Source organism: Cytobacillus sp. S13-E01, assembly GCF_029193815.1.
GTDB lineage: Bacteria > Bacillota > Bacilli > Bacillales > Bacillaceae_L > Bacillus_BV.
In genome coordinates, this window is the sequence record NZ_JARFVC010000017.1 from 39,839 (window position 1) to 54,841 (window position 15,003).

A 15,003-nucleotide genomic window follows, 5' to 3' on the forward strand; every position below is an offset into this window, starting at 1 on the left:
CTTATCCCTCCATATTAGGATGGTATTTTACCAATAAGATTCATGTCCCCTGGTTTTGCATAAAAATAGCCTTGTGCAAGGTCAACCTTGTTCCTACTTAGGACAGCAGCTTCACCTTCGTTCTCAATTCCCTCAGCAACTACTAAAGAGCCTGTTTCTTTTGCAATCAAAAGTAAGCCCTTCAACATTGATTCTTTTACTTTGTTTGTATCGATATCCTGTATTACAGATCTATCGATTTTAATAATATCAGGCATAATCTTATTTATAGTGTGCAGGCTAGCATATCCAGCTCCAGTATCATCGATTGCAATTTTAAATCCAAAGGAACGTAGCTTTTTAATGTTTCCAATGAAAAACATGACTTCATCGATTGAATCTCTTTCTGTTATTTCAAAAATAATCCTGTTTGGATTAATTTCACTATATTTTAATAACATTCGATTTATTGCCTTGATAAACCTAGGATTTCCTAATGTCATAGGCGTAAAATTGATAAAAACCCTTTGCTGACAGCCTGTTTCAACAATTTGTTTAAATGCTTTTTCTAACACAATCAATTCCAAATCGAAAAGCATTCCTGTCTGCCTAGCAACCGAAAACAAGGGTAATGGACTTTCAAGTGCAGTTCCCACAGGACCCCGTGATAACATTTCCCACGCTTTAATTTCATTTGAAGACACATCAATAATAGGCTGTGCTAACAGTCTAACACCCTTTTCTTCAATAATTTTACCCATTTCAAATAGCATATCATTATATTCCGTCGTAACTCGTTTATCTGCCATTGCAATAGCTTGATGTTGTGCTTTAAGCAATGCTTCATCAACATCCCTGCTATTTTTTTCCACGAACATATAGCCAGTATGAAAATCAATCCTGAGCTGTGGATACTGTTCGACTAGGATGGCGTTGACGGACGCTTTCATTTTTCTAATGAGTAGTTCAATTTCTGATACACCCGTTTTTTTAGAGTCGATTTTGACTAAAAATGCTAACCCTTCACTATAGTAATTATATAAAGCAATAATATCGTTATCATCCACAGATTTTTGAAAAACATCCTTAAAAATCTCTCTTATCGTTTGTTTACATTTATTAATTTGTTTAGAACCTAATAAATCAGTTAATTCATTTACATTTGCTAAATTAAAGGCTATTACAGCAACTTGAAAGTCCTCTTTAAAGGCTTGTCTAACACCAGATACTATTGGATTTCTTACAGTAAAGACGGGTGGATAAAAACGCAAAAACCGTTGTGGTAGTAGCAGTTTACTCCACTTACTAAATGTCTCTTTCTTAAATGTCCACGGTCCAAACATGGATTAAGCCACCCCTTCGACTAACGACAATTTTCCTTTTCCCTATTTTAACATAAAATGAGCAATTTCGATTTTTTCAAACAGAAAATTTTTACAAATTCGTTTTTTTCTTTTATAACCTAGATAAAGATATAATAATTTCTATTTTTAAAATCCTTTGTTATGATAAAAGAGTAGATTTTCAATTTGAGATTGAGGTAATTAAACTAAACATTTTCTACTTACAACCAAAAACTAATTTGCTAAATACGGTAAAAGGAGACAAATTTATGGCAGAACGTTTTTTCTTATACGATGATACGGTTGAAACACAAACGAGATTTATAAGCTTCATGGGGGATAACCAACGCTTTGATTTAGCAATAATTAAATCTGATCGTTATTATGGAAAGCAGCTGATTCTTGATATACAAAGTAGCCGCTTCGCAATCATTGGCAGAGATGATTTAGACGAACCTGGATATATCGAACATGCCTATAATTTAAGCGAAGATGAAGCAGAAGAGCTTCGTTCATTTTTATATGAAGTTGTTTAGAAACGGATAAAAATAACAGTAAATAATAACCTCCTTCTCGGGAAAACTATCACAAACCTGAGATAGGAGGTGTTTTGCTTTGTCTAGAAGAGATAAAGAAGAAGAAACTTATACTGATGTTTCAAATGTTGAAACGATGCGTAATTTTTTAACTTTCGAGGAATTCGGAGAAGGTCCTTATGGAGCACCCGAAGGTAAAGTTGAGCCTGTTGAAAATAAGAGCACCCCGTGGAAAGAAGGACAGCGTTTCTACACACCTTTTAACTATGAGGTTAAATCCTTTCACCAAGATCTACCACGGCAATTCCCAGGTGCCCACCCAACACATGATGATCCAGATGTAGAAGTAGAACCACCTTATACAGAAGGAAACCAAAAATAAGCGCAGGGTTCCCACTTGCGAGGAACGTCAACTAAAACCCGCCACGTCCTTTGGAGAACATCGACATCAGCAAAGAAAAGCGCAGGGCGCCCGCCTATCGGCGACAAGCATAAGACTAGCCGGCTGGAAGGTTGTTCTTTACCTTACGGACGGATTGGCTTATATCATAGAGTCGATGGCGCCCGGAGATAGACACTAAAACTTGGTACAAAATTTTTATACTTTCTTATCTTTGAACAAAAGCGCAGGGCGCCCGTATTGAGGAACGTCGATTAAAACGTCTTTTGATTACCGTTTTCTATTTTTTGCAGAGTTTCGGGCATCAGACTGCCCTTTTGGTTACCGTTTTTTATTTTTTTCAAGATTTCGGGCATCAGACTGCCCTTTTGATTACCGTTTTTTATTTTTTGCAGAGTTTCGGGCATCAGACTGCCCTTTTGGTTACCGTTTTTTATTTTTTTCAAGATTTCGGGCATCAGACTGCCCTTTTGGTTACCGTTTTTTATTTTTTTCAAGATTTCGGGCATCAGATTGCCCTTTTGGTTACCGTTTTTTATTTTTTTCAAGATTTCGGGCATCAGATTGCCCTTTTGGTTACCGTTTTCTATTTTTTGCAGAGTTTCGGGCACCAGATTGCCCTATTGGTTACCGTTTTTTATTTTTTGCGGAGTTATATTTTTTATACCCTACTCCTTTAGAAATCACCGATACCAAGGTATCTTGTGCCAGGATTTTTGATCTATTATGCCGTTTAAAGTCTAAAAGGATCAACATATTAAGTCTGATAGTATACGAAAAGCGCAAGGGCACTTAGAGCTAGACACCACCAAAACTAGGGAACAAAAGCGCAAGGCGCGCGCCCGCCCATCGGCGCGTCGATTAAAACCCGCCACGACAGGTAGCGACAATCGAAGTTAGACACAAATACCAGGTAAAAAAATTATACTTTCTTACCCTTGAACAAATGCGCAAGGCGCAAGCCTTTCGGCGACAAGCATAGGACACGCCGGCTGGAAGGTTGGTCTTTAACCTTCCGGACGGATTGGCTTATACCATAGAGCCGATGGCGCCTGGAGCTGGACGTAGATAGACAAAGACACGAAGTTATACACAACCTCACAATTTTATAAATTCCTTAACAATAAAAAACTGATGCGAGGCAAAATTAAGATTTCTGCCTGCATCAGTTTTTATTTTTTTATTCGTCGCAATACGAAATAGGAACAGCCAAAATTACAATACTCATAAAGATACTCAGATAATGTACTTATCTTAGTATCATATGTTGCCTTTTGATTTTGATCATCATAAAATCCCCGCAGTCTTAACTGACTATAACCCCAATCACCAACGATATAATCATACTTATTAAGAATATCACTAAATCTTGCGCGAAATGCTTCTTCATTAAAACCATTTCTTTCGTCTTCAACTATTTCGTAGCTGAAATTATTAATCATTATCATCTGAGATCACCTCTTCTCGGGTAGTTCTACTAGTAAAAACAGTTTGTCAATAATTTTAACAACCTCTTTTTTTTACTTTACCATAAATTATAGCCAATTCACCATCAATTACTAAGAGAAAAAATCTAATTATCGGCCATTCTAATAATGAGGAGGTGCTTATGGTGAAAAAGACATTAATCATTACTGGAATTTGCTGTATGGCAGCATTGACAGGATGTATGAATCCAAATGAAGCTGAAGTTTATGAGGAAAGTGGAAACACAATAAATGTGCTTGATCGAAACGAAATCTACAATGATGATGGTATACGAAATAATGGGGATAAACAATCCAATTTTGGGTTTGTTAGACATCAAAAAAGCCCACTTCCTGGTGATAAAACGGCTTATGATAATATGCCAACCCTTAATCGAGAAGTCGTTGCTGATTTAATTAGTAAAATGTCTACACAACTTCCTAATGTAAATGATGTAGCTACATTAGTAACTGATGAAGACGTATTAATTGTATATCAAACAGATTCTAACGACCGTTTTGAAACAGCAGACCAAGTTAAAAAGACAGGCTTATCTGTTGTCCCTAGATGGTATCATGTATACGTCTCAGATAATCCAATACTAATAAGAGAAGTTGAGGGCTTTGGTAACCTCGACACAAACGCTCGAAATGTTGATCAAATACTCGAATCAACGATTAAGCGTATGCTAAAGTCCCCACAAGGACGTAAAATTAGCAATGGAGAAAATGAAAATGGAGAAACATATGGCGGCATGAATGATGAATACGAGATTCGGATGGGGGAAGAGGATGCTGACAAGCATCAAATCATGAATAGAAACAATGACAGAAATAAAAACAACAACGACGGTGAAGAACACTTAATTGATCAAGGCCACAGGACTCCACAAGGATTAGATGGATTAGGGGAATATGATCTGAGTAAACCTACCCAAGATGGAAACGATCTAACAAGACCAAATGATAACAGGTCTTAAATCCAAAGAGGGACATTGTCCCTCTTTTTTGATTAGGCTTCTTTAGCTTGTTGTTGTTTTTTTGCGGCATTTACTTGTTCGTCTGCATGGTAGGATGAACGAACTAGAGGTCCTGCCTCACAGTGACTAAAGCCTTTAGAAAGGGCAATTTCTTTTAGTTTGGCAAACTCATCTGGATGGTAATATTTTTGAACCTTTAAATGTTTTTTAGAAGGCTGTAAATATTGTCCAATTGTAATAATATCTACATTATTTGCACGTAAGTCATCCATTGTTTCAATAACTTCTTCTTTCGTCTCTCCTAAACCAATCATAATACTGGATTTAGTTGGTATATCACTATACAGTTCCTTAGCGCGTCTTAAAAGTTCTAATGATCGGTCATATTTCGCTCTTGCTCTAACACGGTCAGAAAGATTACGAACGGTTTCAATATTATGGTTAAGAATATCAGGTTTAGCATCCATTAGCATTTTAAGGTTTTCAAATACCCCTCCCATATCTGACGGAAGAACCTCAATTGATGTAAACGGACTTTTTCTTCGGATAGCTCGGACAGTTTCAGCAAACACTGCGGCACCACCATCCTTTAAATCATCACGAGCTACTGCAGTTATCACGGCATGCTTTAAACCCATTAGACTGACAGAATCTGCAACACGTTCTGGCTCCTGCCAATCTAACTCTGATGGAAGGCCTGTTTTAACAGCACAGAAACGACAAGCACGGGTACAAACATCTCCAAGGATCATAAATGTAGCTGTTTTTCGTACAGCCCAACATTCATGTATATTTGGACATTTTGCTTCTTCACATACAGTATGTAAATTCTTTTCTCTCATCATTTTTTTAAGGCCAGTGTAATTCTCGTTCGTGTTTAATTTTATTTTAAGCCATTCAGGTTTGCGTAAGTATTCTTCTTTTTTTGCCAAATTTATCAACTCCACATAAAAAGTCTTACCTATATTATATCGATAAAATACATTTAATCCAATATTGTTACTTCCCAACTGTCACTTTAACATAGCAAAACTATCTATACAAGAACTTGAATCAAGTTAATTACCATCATTTGATATTTATTAAATTGGTTCGATTCAACAAACTAACAATATGAAACCATCTGAAAGGAGTTCTTTATGTGCGAAAAATTCTATTCATTACCTTTATCATAACATTTCTACTACCAACTTCACATAGTAACGCAGAAGATAATAAAAATCCCGAGCAAATATATGAAGAGCGTATGTTTTTATATAAAAAAGTGGAAGTAATAACACAGATTCCTTGGTATTATTTTGCAGCGATTGATCAATATGAGAGAAGCTTACGCCGCTCCCGAAAAGACTTACCTAAAGCCGAGGGGCTCACTGGTATATATTTTAACCCCACATTTTGGGCAGGTAGCTTAAATCCTAATAAAGAAGATACTAATCAGGTAAGCATTGGTTTATTTGGTGGTATGGGTCTAGATGGTAACGGTGATGGCAAAGCAGAAAGTACAAATGATGAAGACGTACTCTTTACACTCGCCGACTACATTAGCGGTTATGGCTATGACGATGAGAATATCAAGATTGCTCTCTGGGATTATTATCAACGTGATAAAACGGTAGACATTATCATGGGTAAAGTTAAACTATATAAAGCATATGATACACTTGATTTAGATAAGCATGCATTTCCTCTTCCGCTCCGATTTAACTATAGCTTTAAGAATACTTGGGGAGATGCAAGAGGTTGGGGAGGTCGCCGCATCCATGAAGGTACTGATATCTTTGCGAACTACGGAACCCCAGTTCGTTCAACATGCTATGGTGTGGTTGAAATAAAAGGTTGGAATCGGTATGGAGGGTGGCGAGTAGGCATTCGTGATATCAATAACACATACCACTACTTCGCCCACCTAAACGGTTTTACAGAAATTAAAGAAGGTCAAATTGTTGAACCTGGAATGGTAATTGGCTCTGTTGGTAGCTCTGGCTATGGGCCACCAGGCACTGCAGGAAAATTCCCTCCACATCTCCATTATGGAATGTATAAAGATAATGGATACACTGAGTGGTCCTTTGACCCGTTTCCACATTTAAAATCATGGGAGCGTGCAGAAAGAAGGAGCAAAAAATAAGAAAAAGCTATAAATTAAAAATGGTGGTCAGAATATGAATCTGACCACCAAAATATTTATGCTTTACTTTGTTCAGCTTTACTTTGCTTCGATTTTTTCACTGCATGTAGAATACTTGCAGCTAAACCGCCCCAAATTATAACCATACCAACTAGCATCATCGTCACAGCACTTGCATCCATTATTGTGATACCTCCTTATCAGTAGGCATATCTAATTTTCCTTTTTCCCATTTAACTAATGATAATAGCACTCCAACAATAATTGCACCAATCGCTACCGACCATCCGGTATATAGTAAGAATGAAGTAGGATATCCTTCATAATTTTCAGTAAGATTTGTCTTAATATTATCAAACATCATATACCCTAAAACTACTGGTGTTATCACACCTAAACATATCTTCCACCAGCCATGAAGCATAATGTCTGAAATTGAATTTGCATGATCTTTTAAATTGTTTAATTCTTTCATAAACCAGGCAACAGCCACAACTTGAACTAAACCAGAAAGTGCTACACCGAAGTTATTAATAAAATAATCAGCAGCATCTAGGAAGTATAAACCACCTTTTGTAGCAAATAGAATCGAAATTAAAGCTGATAAACCTCCACCAATTGCTACTGACATTGTTCTTGAAATCTTAAATTTATCTTGGACACCTGCAACAAAAGTTTCAACTATCGAAATTAATGATGATAACCCAGCTAGGACTAAGCATCCAAAGAATAAGAATCCAAAGAATTGGTTGAATGCCGGGAACTCATTAATAATTTGTGGGAATACCACAAAAGCAAGTCCTACACCTGCAGTCACTACTTCTGATACTGGAACTCCCTGCTGTGCAGCCATAAAACCTAATGCAGCGAATACTCCAATTCCTGCAAGAAGCTCAAACGCAGAGTTTCCAAACCCAGTAATAAATGCGTTATTTGTAATATCAGTCTTTTTCGGTAAATAACTTGAATAAGTAATCATAATAGCAAATGCAATAGATAAACTGAAGAATATTTGACCATATGCCGCTACCCAAACCTTACCACTAGAAATAGTTTCCCAATTCGGTTTGAAGAAGGCGTTTAGACCGTCCATTGCACCATCTAATGTTAGTGCACGAACTACGATAATGAAGAATAAGATTACAAGTGCTGGAATAAAAATTTTATTTGCAACCTCAATACCCTTTTTAACCCCTTTAAACAAAATACCTAATGCTATAACCCAAACTAATATTAATGGTAAAAATACTCCTGGAACTATTCCACCGAATTGTCCTGGCGCTTCTGCTAACTGCAAATATTCACCAAACAAGAATCCACTTGGATCGTCTCCCCATTTTAAATTTAACGCAAAAACTGAATAAGACATTGCCCATGCGATAATTACAGCATAATAAGTGGATATAACAAATGACACCGCTACTTGCCACCAACCAATCCATTCAGCCTTTTTATTCATACGTGCATATGATAATGGTGCTGATCCTTTATATTTGTGCCCCATCGTAAATTCAAGCACTAAAAGTGGAATACCTGCTGTTAGTAAGGCAAATAAATAAGGAATAAAAAATGCCCCTCCACCATTTTCATAAGCAACTGCTGGGAAACGCCAAATGTTTCCTAATCCAACCGCCGAACCAACTGCTGCTAAGATAAAACCTAATCGTGTACCCCATTGTGGACGATTATCCATAAAATGACCCCCTCTTAACTAATTTCATTCTTAGTGTATGAACAATGTCCTACATTAAGAATTCAAATGTTTTATATTTTCTGACTCTTTAGTCTAAGCATATTATAGCGAGTTTTGTCGAATATGTCAAAACATTATTTCGAATATAATTTTTCCGCAAAAAAGTAAAAGACAAAAGCTAGCCTTTGTCTTTTATTTTTAAGTTTTTTTACAATTATTTCTATCATTAATATTATCCAAATATCAATTTAAAGGCATATACCGTTGATTTATTTCTACTAACAAAGGATATCTAATTAATGTCAATAGTACCATTCGTCAATTTCTATTTTTAGGTAGTTGAATGGAAGGTGGTGAATTTCCCCCACCGTTATTATAGTAGTCTGGGACATCTCCTTGAATTATCTGTGTAACAATTGGAAAAGTACCGGTCGCCTGAATTTCTTCAGTTGCAAATGGGACAATTACTTGTACTGTTACATCTATAACGATGCTAATTTCAATTACCATATTGTTTATGCCTGCGGGTTTTATATTTGTTATTATGTCAGGCATTACGTCCCCAATCATATGAAAACGTATAGGTACCCTTGGCCCTAAGTTACCTAGTAAAGCATTATTAGTCGCTGCACCAAGTGGAACTTCAAAATAAAATCCTGCATTTCTTGAATTTTCATCAACTTCAATTTCTACTTCTGGAATTTCAAGGGCATTTACATTTCCTTTATCTACATATCTTAAGTACTGTTCAACTTTATCAGTGGTTAAAGTTGATATCCGGTTTATAATGTTATTATTATAATAAACACCCTGTATTTTTCCAGATTCATCCTCTTGAATATTTATAATTTCATTCACATTTAATTCTTCTTCAGTTATCTGTTTATTTACCGCATTTTTAATTACTAAAGTAGCAATTCGTCTTGTTTCGTTTTCAGCATATGCCATAAGCACAGGCTCAATCCCCTTATTCACAACCCAAAGCCCCGCAACAGTTGAAAAAATAAAAAACACAAATGTAAGTAAAAATACGTAGCGAAAAGGCAATGGTCCTCTTCGGGGTAGGCCACCTCGAAATTTCGCCAAATAAATCCCCCCTTTACAAGCTATGTTTATGCTGTAAAGAGGAGGTCTAGGCCAACTTATTTAAGTTTAACTGGTAAGTCTCCACCAACTAGGGTAGTATCACATTTTGAAATGATTAAATCTAACTTTAGCTTTAAATCAACCTCATATGGAATCTCGAGTTCTTGTTCGTTTTCTTCAAGAATTCTAATGACCGGTCGTTCGCTCAATCCTTGATTTTGCTTTGAGACAACACCTTTTCTTCCATCATTTAGATACACGGTTAAACCTACAGGATAAATCACAACTGCTCTTCTAAAAGCTTCAACTATTTTTGTATCAAACAAGGTCCCAACACCAGAATACAAAATTTCTAAACCTTCATGTGGTAGCATTGCACGTCGGTATACTCGGTTGGATGTCACCGCATCAAATACATCTGCAACAGCTAATACTTTTGCAAAATGGTGAATCTCTTCTCCCGTAATTCCTCTCGGATAGCCAGAACCATCAATACGTTCATGATGCTGATAGGCACAATGCGCTGCAACTAGCGGAACGGTTGATACATTCCTTAATAATTGAAAACCATATTCTGTGTGTCTTTTTACTTCAATATATTCATCATCTGTCAGTCTTCCCGGCTTCAATAATATCTCAACTGGCACATTCATTTTACCAACATCGTGTAAAATTGCTCCTAAGCCTAAGATTTCTAATTGTTTCTCTGTCAATTTAAGCTCAGAACCAATTGCTAACGTATACAACGTAACATGTAATGAATGTGTAAAGATATAGTTATCATATGTATAAACATCTGACAAAAGTGTTATAAGTTCTTTACTATTTTTCACTTCAAATAAGACCGATCGAATGAGTTTAGTTAAATGTCTCGTTGTTTTTTCAACAACGAAGGATTTCGACAATATTTTTTCATTTTGGAAATCGACAAACATATTTTCGATTGTTTCAATGGCCATTGATCTTAGCTTGCTAGAAATAGGTTGGCTTGGCTCAATATCATTTGTCCGACCGTCTTGAATATAAACGAACGTTATTCCCAGTTCATTTAGTCTTTTGATCATCCGTTCTGTTAAAGGAACGCCTTCGCTAATTAATGTCTGTCCATTATCATTAAAAACCGACTTTGCCAATTTTTTACCTGGCTTAAGTGAGTTTGTGGAAACTAATATCATATAGTACCGCCCTTATCTACATGTCTCTATCTTAGGTTATCGTATAATGAAAATTAACTTTTGTAAAACAAATATTTTATGAACAAAGCATAAACCTGTCAAACATCTGTTTAACAGGTTGTATTTTACTTATATCATTTTTAAAAGGGCGTCCTTCCCTTTCATCCCAATTATAATTCCTATATTTTCCGCCTCAATTGTAACAGACTCAAGCGGTGCTTCAAGTAGCTGTTCAATTGTCCGAACTCCTACTGCCCTTGCCGCAATAATGCCTCGATCCTTAAGCTTTTCATTTAAGAGTGCAACATCCAATGCACCGCACATGATATAGCCCTTTTCGTTTGTCACCGCCATAAAGTTTGTCTTAGGTAGCTTGACGGTAATGGCTGTAAATTGATGTTTACCTATTAGAATTGGAGTCATTGTAACCATAACTACCACCACCCCTTTCTCTAATCAATTTATGAAATGAGAACAATTTTGTGTATGGAATTGAGATGGGTTATGGCCCTTTTTTAAAAAGATAAGAAAGGACAAAAGTTTTTTCCTAGTTATGGTGTCTAGATCTAGGTGTCTTGAGCTTTTCTAATTAGCAATACAATCACCTGAAAATTTTACAGCATCATAAAGCTTATTGAGTGAATTGTGAGATAAAGTTATCCCTTCATTATTTCCGATTGTTACATTGTTATAGCCAGTTTATTTAGAAAACCCACATTCCTTTTCCAACCGTAACTTCAGAAATTGCATTGAATCTGTCAACATGATCTCCTATATCGAATAGTAACATCTATTCATCTTTCTGTTTGTGTACTAGTCTCATAGAATTTATATATTGAACAACTTTTGGCCAATTTTTTCAAAATGGGTATGTAGATCATTAGTATGGTAAATATGAATGGTTTCGTTCAAAAAAATCACTCCTCACAGAGTCAGGTAAGTCCTTGATATATTAAACGTAATCCAATTATGATTAAAATTACTCTTAGTAGTGTAATTACAGTATGCCCTTTTAGCCTTGTATTAATTTTAGCACCAAATGCCCCACCAAACCATGCACCAGGTACTAAAACTAATGTTAATAGCCAATGAACATTCCCTAAGCTGATATGTGCAACAGAACTTGTAACGGCTGATAAAAAAATCATAAACATTGATGTTGCAACTGCAATATGTGGCGGAAACATGAAAAGTAAAATCATTGCTGGTACCATTAACGAGCCACCACCAACCCCAAATAGTCCCGAAATAAGACCAACCACAAAAGAGATAGGGAGAGCTACAAACGGATTAAAGCCATATGATGTTTCGAGACCATTTTCATTTGTATAATTACGCATATAATTGTATTTACTTCTTAGCTTTAAAGGCTTTATTTTTCCACGTACCATTAAAATAATTGAAACCAAAATCATAAATAGGCCAAAATATAAGGAAAAAGATTGCACATTCATCGATTTATTGATAAATGCACCAATAATGCTCCCTGGTCCACTACCAATAAAAAAGATTAATCCACTTTTATAATCCACTGTTTTATGTTTCATATATGCTAAAGTGGAGGATAAGCCTGTAAAAATAACAACGATTAAAGATGTACCAACAGCAACTTGCGGAGACAAATTATCTAAACCTGGTATAAACGAGCCAAGATAAATCAAAGCAGGAACAACAATTATTCCCCCACCTAAGCCAACCAAACTTCCAAGTGTACCTGCTGCCAAACCAACCAATAAAAGAAAAATCCATTCCATCTATGACAACTCCAATAAACCCATTGTGTTTATATACCACCAAAGAAATCTAGTTGCCTTGGTGCTAACCCTTTATATTCAATTCCAAGTAATTTAACAAACTGTTTTGCATTATCTGCAGCATCTCCACCGGAGTTATTATTGAATAACACATAAATAGCTTCTGAGTCTTTATTTAACTTACCTATATGTTGTGACCATTCTAATAGCTCCGCCTCATTATATCTGTAAAGATACCGTACTTCTCGCCAGTCCCCTGCACTAGGTTTTTGCCACCCATGGATATTACGCCCGTGAAATCTCACTAAAGTCTTCTCACTATTTGTTGGCTTTAAAACAGTAGGGACGGAGCCAAGTCCAGCTTGTGGTTCATCACATATACTATGTATCCAGTTTTCTTTTTCCATAAAAGAAAGAGTTTTATCATAGAACTTAGGTGAGAACCAAGATTGATGACGGAACTCAAGAGCTAAAGGTATACCTTGCATCTGATCTTTGCACCAACGTAGATAATCCACATTCTCTCGTTTACATTCAAACCATGGGGGGAATTGAAAGAGTACCATTGCAAGCTTATTTGCAGAGGAAAAGGGTACAATCGATTCTCTAAATACTCCAAACATCGCTTCCTTTGAGTCAAATGGGATTTCCCCTCGTTGATGTCCAGTCATACCTTGATATGCCTTTACAACAAATTGAAATGAAGCTGGGGTAACATTAACCCATTTTTCTACATTTTTTAGAGGTTGAATCGCATAAAAAGAAGAATCAACTTCGACAAGTGGAAAGTGTCCTGCATACTCTTTTAATTTATTGTTTGAGGCAATCCCTGATTGGTATAAGCTGTCTTGATCCCCCCAACCAGTTACACCGATATAAATCAATGTCAGTACTCCTTTACAACAATATTGTCCAATAACAAAATGTATTTTCATTATACTGTACATTGTGAAAAAATAGAAAAAAACTCGCTTGAGGTTCCCTCAAACGAGTTTTGTATTATGTTTATCCTATACTACCTTCCATTTCGAACTTGATAAGTCGGTTCATTTCGACTGCATATTCCATTGGAAGTTCTTTTGTAAATGGCTCGATGAAGCCCATTACGATCATTTCAGTTGCTTCTTGTTCAGAAATACCACGGCTCATTAGATAGAATAACTGTTCTTCTGACACTTTTGAAACTTTCGCTTCATGCTCTAATGAAATATTATCATTTAAAATTTCATTGTAAGGGATTGTATCTGAAGTAGATTGGTTATCCATAATTAATGTATCACATTCGATATTTGCACGTGCTCCGTCAGCTTTACGTCCGAAGTGAACGATACCACGATAGGTTACTTTACCACCATGTTTAGAAATAGATTTCGAAACAATCGTGGATGAAGTATTTGGTGCTAAGTGAATCATTTTCGCTCCAGCGTCCTGGTGCTGACCTTTTCCGGCAATTGCAATAGAAAGCGTCATACCACGAGCACCTTCTCCTTTAAGGATTACAGCTGGGTACTTCATCGTTAACTTAGAACCGATATTACCATCAATCCATTCCATCGTTGCGTTTTGTTCAGCAACTGCACGTTTTGTAACTAAGTTAAATACGTTGTTTGCCCAGTTTTGAATCGTAGTATAACGGCAATACGCATCTTTTTTGATGATAATTTCAACTACAGCACTGTGTAGTGAGTTAGTTGTATATACTGGTGCTGTACAACCTTCTACATAGTGAACATGTGCACCTTCATCAACAATGATTAAAGTACGTTCGAATTGTCCCATGTTCTCAGAGTTGATCCGGAAATAAGCTTGAAGTGGTGTATCAACTTTAATCCCTTTTGGAACATAAATGAAAGATCCACCTGACCATACTGCTGAATTTAATGCAGAAAACTTATTGTCAGTGTTAGGAATAACCTTACCAAAATGCTCGCGGAAAATATCTTCATTTTCCTTTAAAGCAGTATCAGTGTCTTTAAAAACGATACCTAGATCTTGAAGATCTTGTTTCATGTTGTGATAAACAACCTCTGATTCATACTGTGCAGAGACCCCTGCAAGGTACTTTTGTTCTGCTTCAGGAATACCTAATTTATCAAATGTTGCTTTAATCTCTTCAGGTACCTCATCCCAAGAACGCTCAGACTTTTCTGATGGTTTTACATAATACGTAATCTCATCAAAATTTAAACTCGCCATATCTCCGCCCCACTGTGGCATTGGCATATTATAAAAATGCTCTAGTGATTTTAGACGGTAGTCCAGCATCCATTGTGGTTCACTTTTCATACGAGAGATTTCTTCAACTATCTCTTTCGTTAAACCACGTTTCGAACGGAAAATCGAAACGTCTTTATCTGCAAAGCCATACTTGTAATCGCCGATATCAGGCATTTTCTTTGCCATCCGTTATTCACTCCTTCATAAGGGTTAATTGAATAGAAGTAGATACTAATTATCTACCCT

The 15,003-nt window shown here is 36.2% G+C and carries 16 protein-coding genes and 1 pseudogene; 4 read left to right on the plus strand and 13 right to left on the minus strand.

Going from position 1 to position 15,003, the window contains the following annotated elements; all coding sequences use genetic code 11:
* Positions 1-14: 14 nt before the first annotated feature.
* Positions 15-1,322, minus strand: a complete 1,308-nt coding sequence (locus PY093_RS12140; protein ID WP_275646136.1) for an EAL domain-containing protein — start codon at positions 1,320-1,322, stop codon at positions 15-17.
* A gap of 269 nt (positions 1,323-1,591) precedes the next feature.
* Here PY093_RS12140 and PY093_RS12145 point away from each other — a divergent pair, with 269 nt between their 5' ends.
* Positions 1,592-1,858: a DUF3055 domain-containing protein gene (locus tag PY093_RS12145; RefSeq protein WP_275646137.1), complete on the plus strand. Its 267-nt coding sequence runs from the start codon at positions 1,592-1,594 to the stop codon at positions 1,856-1,858.
* A 136-nt stretch (positions 1,859-1,994) separates the two neighbouring features.
* Positions 1,995-2,240: a cytosolic protein gene (locus PY093_RS12150; RefSeq protein ID WP_275646170.1), complete on the plus strand. Its 246-nt coding sequence runs from the start codon at positions 1,995-1,997 to the stop codon at positions 2,238-2,240.
* A gap of 272 nt (positions 2,241-2,512) precedes the next feature.
* Here PY093_RS12150 and PY093_RS12155 read toward each other — a convergent pair whose 3' ends face one another.
* Entirely contained in the window at positions 2,513-2,869 is a 357-nt protein-coding gene (locus tag PY093_RS12155; protein WP_275646138.1) for a hypothetical protein, read from the minus strand.
* 561 nt (positions 2,870-3,430) lie between these two features.
* Positions 3,431-3,706 carry a YutD family protein gene (locus PY093_RS12160; protein WP_275646139.1) on the minus strand — a complete coding sequence of 92 codons (276 nt, stop codon included), beginning with the start codon at positions 3,704-3,706 and terminating at the stop codon, positions 3,431-3,433.
* Between the two features lie 164 nt (positions 3,707-3,870).
* Here PY093_RS12160 and PY093_RS12165 point away from each other — a divergent pair, with 164 nt between their 5' ends.
* Positions 3,871-4,704: a YhcN/YlaJ family sporulation lipoprotein gene (locus PY093_RS12165; protein WP_481769295.1), complete on the plus strand. Its 834-nt coding sequence runs from the start codon at positions 3,871-3,873 to the stop codon at positions 4,702-4,704.
* A gap of 32 nt (positions 4,705-4,736) precedes the next feature.
* Here PY093_RS12165 and lipA read toward each other — a convergent pair whose 3' ends face one another.
* The gene (lipA, locus tag PY093_RS12170; protein ID WP_275646140.1) at positions 4,737-5,636 is read right to left on the minus strand and encodes a lipoyl synthase; all 900 of its coding nucleotides are present in this window, start codon (positions 5,634-5,636) and stop codon (positions 4,737-4,739) included.
* A gap of 218 nt (positions 5,637-5,854) precedes the next feature.
* Between lipA and PY093_RS12175 the strand changes: the two genes are divergently transcribed.
* The gene (locus PY093_RS12175; RefSeq protein WP_481769297.1) at positions 5,855-6,832 is read left to right on the plus strand and encodes a M23 family metallopeptidase; all 978 of its coding nucleotides are present in this window, start codon (positions 5,855-5,857) and stop codon (positions 6,830-6,832) included.
* 56 nt (positions 6,833-6,888) lie between these two features.
* Here the strand turns inward: PY093_RS12175 and PY093_RS12180 are convergent, their stop codons facing one another.
* From PY093_RS12180 to sufB, 9 genes and pseudogenes are all read right to left on the minus strand, one after another.
* Positions 6,889-7,014, minus strand: a complete 126-nt coding sequence (locus PY093_RS12180) for a methionine/alanine import family NSS transporter small subunit (protein ID WP_275646141.1) — start codon at positions 7,012-7,014, stop codon at positions 6,889-6,891.
* Positions 7,014-8,525 (minus strand): sodium-dependent transporter, encoded by a 1,512-nt coding sequence (locus PY093_RS12185; protein ID WP_275646142.1) that lies wholly within the window; start codon positions 8,523-8,525, stop codon positions 7,014-7,016. Before PY093_RS12185 ends, PY093_RS12180 begins: the two co-directional genes overlap by 1 nt.
* Before the next feature lie 318 nt (positions 8,526-8,843).
* A complete protein-coding gene (yunB, locus tag PY093_RS12190; protein ID WP_275646143.1) occupies positions 8,844-9,611 on the minus strand; it encodes a sporulation protein YunB in 768 nt (255 codons plus the stop codon).
* Positions 9,612-9,667: 56 nt separating this feature from the next.
* Positions 9,668-10,786: an HD-GYP domain-containing protein gene (locus PY093_RS12195; protein WP_275646144.1), complete on the minus strand. Its 1,119-nt coding sequence runs from the start codon at positions 10,784-10,786 to the stop codon at positions 9,668-9,670.
* Between the two features lie 129 nt (positions 10,787-10,915).
* Entirely contained in the window at positions 10,916-11,218 is a 303-nt protein-coding gene (locus PY093_RS12200; RefSeq protein ID WP_275646145.1) for a YunC family protein, read from the minus strand.
* A gap of 177 nt (positions 11,219-11,395) precedes the next feature.
* Positions 11,396-11,698, minus strand: a pseudogene (locus tag PY093_RS21425) (metallophosphoesterase); the annotation flags it as partial.
* Positions 11,699-11,718: 20 nt separating this feature from the next.
* Positions 11,719-12,540, minus strand: a complete 822-nt coding sequence (locus PY093_RS12205; RefSeq protein WP_275646146.1) for a sulfite exporter TauE/SafE family protein — start codon at positions 12,538-12,540, stop codon at positions 11,719-11,721.
* 29 nt (positions 12,541-12,569) lie between these two features.
* The gene (locus PY093_RS12210) at positions 12,570-13,424 is read right to left on the minus strand and encodes a DUF72 domain-containing protein (RefSeq protein WP_275646147.1); all 855 of its coding nucleotides are present in this window, start codon (positions 13,422-13,424) and stop codon (positions 12,570-12,572) included.
* 121 nt (positions 13,425-13,545) lie between these two features.
* Complete coding sequence (gene sufB, locus PY093_RS12215) at positions 13,546-14,943, minus strand: Fe-S cluster assembly protein SufB (RefSeq protein ID WP_275646148.1); 1,398 nt, start codon at positions 14,941-14,943, stop codon at positions 13,546-13,548.
* Positions 14,944-15,003: the final 60 nt, after the last annotated feature.

Excerpts from the sequence above, each read along its gene's own strand:
- PY093_RS12140 (WP_275646136.1), bottom strand. The coding sequence starts at position 1,322 with ATGTTTGGACCGTGGACATTTAAGAAAGAGACATTTAGTAAGTGGAGT.
- PY093_RS12145 (WP_275646137.1), top strand. The coding sequence starts at position 1,592 with ATGGCAGAACGTTTTTTCTTATACGATGATACGGTTGAAACACAAACG.
- PY093_RS12150 (WP_275646170.1), top strand. The coding sequence starts at position 1,995 with ATGCGTAATTTTTTAACTTTCGAGGAATTCGGAGAAGGTCCTTATGGA.
- PY093_RS12160 (WP_275646139.1), bottom strand. The coding sequence starts at position 3,706 with ATGATAATGATTAATAATTTCAGCTACGAAATAGTTGAAGACGAAAGA.
- PY093_RS12180 (WP_275646141.1), bottom strand. The coding sequence starts at position 7,014 with ATGGATGCAAGTGCTGTGACGATGATGCTAGTTGGTATGGTTATAATT.
- PY093_RS12185 (WP_275646142.1), bottom strand. The coding sequence starts at position 8,525 with ATGGATAATCGTCCACAATGGGGTACACGATTAGGTTTTATCTTAGCA.
- PY093_RS12195 (WP_275646144.1), bottom strand. The coding sequence starts at position 10,786 with ATGATATTAGTTTCCACAAACTCACTTAAGCCAGGTAAAAAATTGGCA.
- PY093_RS12200 (WP_275646145.1), bottom strand. The coding sequence starts at position 11,218 with ATGGTTACAATGACTCCAATTCTAATAGGTAAACATCAATTTACAGCC.
- PY093_RS12205 (WP_275646146.1), bottom strand. The coding sequence starts at position 12,540 with ATGGAATGGATTTTTCTTTTATTGGTTGGTTTGGCAGCAGGTACACTT.
- sufB (WP_275646148.1), bottom strand. The coding sequence starts at position 14,943 with ATGGCAAAGAAAATGCCTGATATCGGCGATTACAAGTATGGCTTTGCA.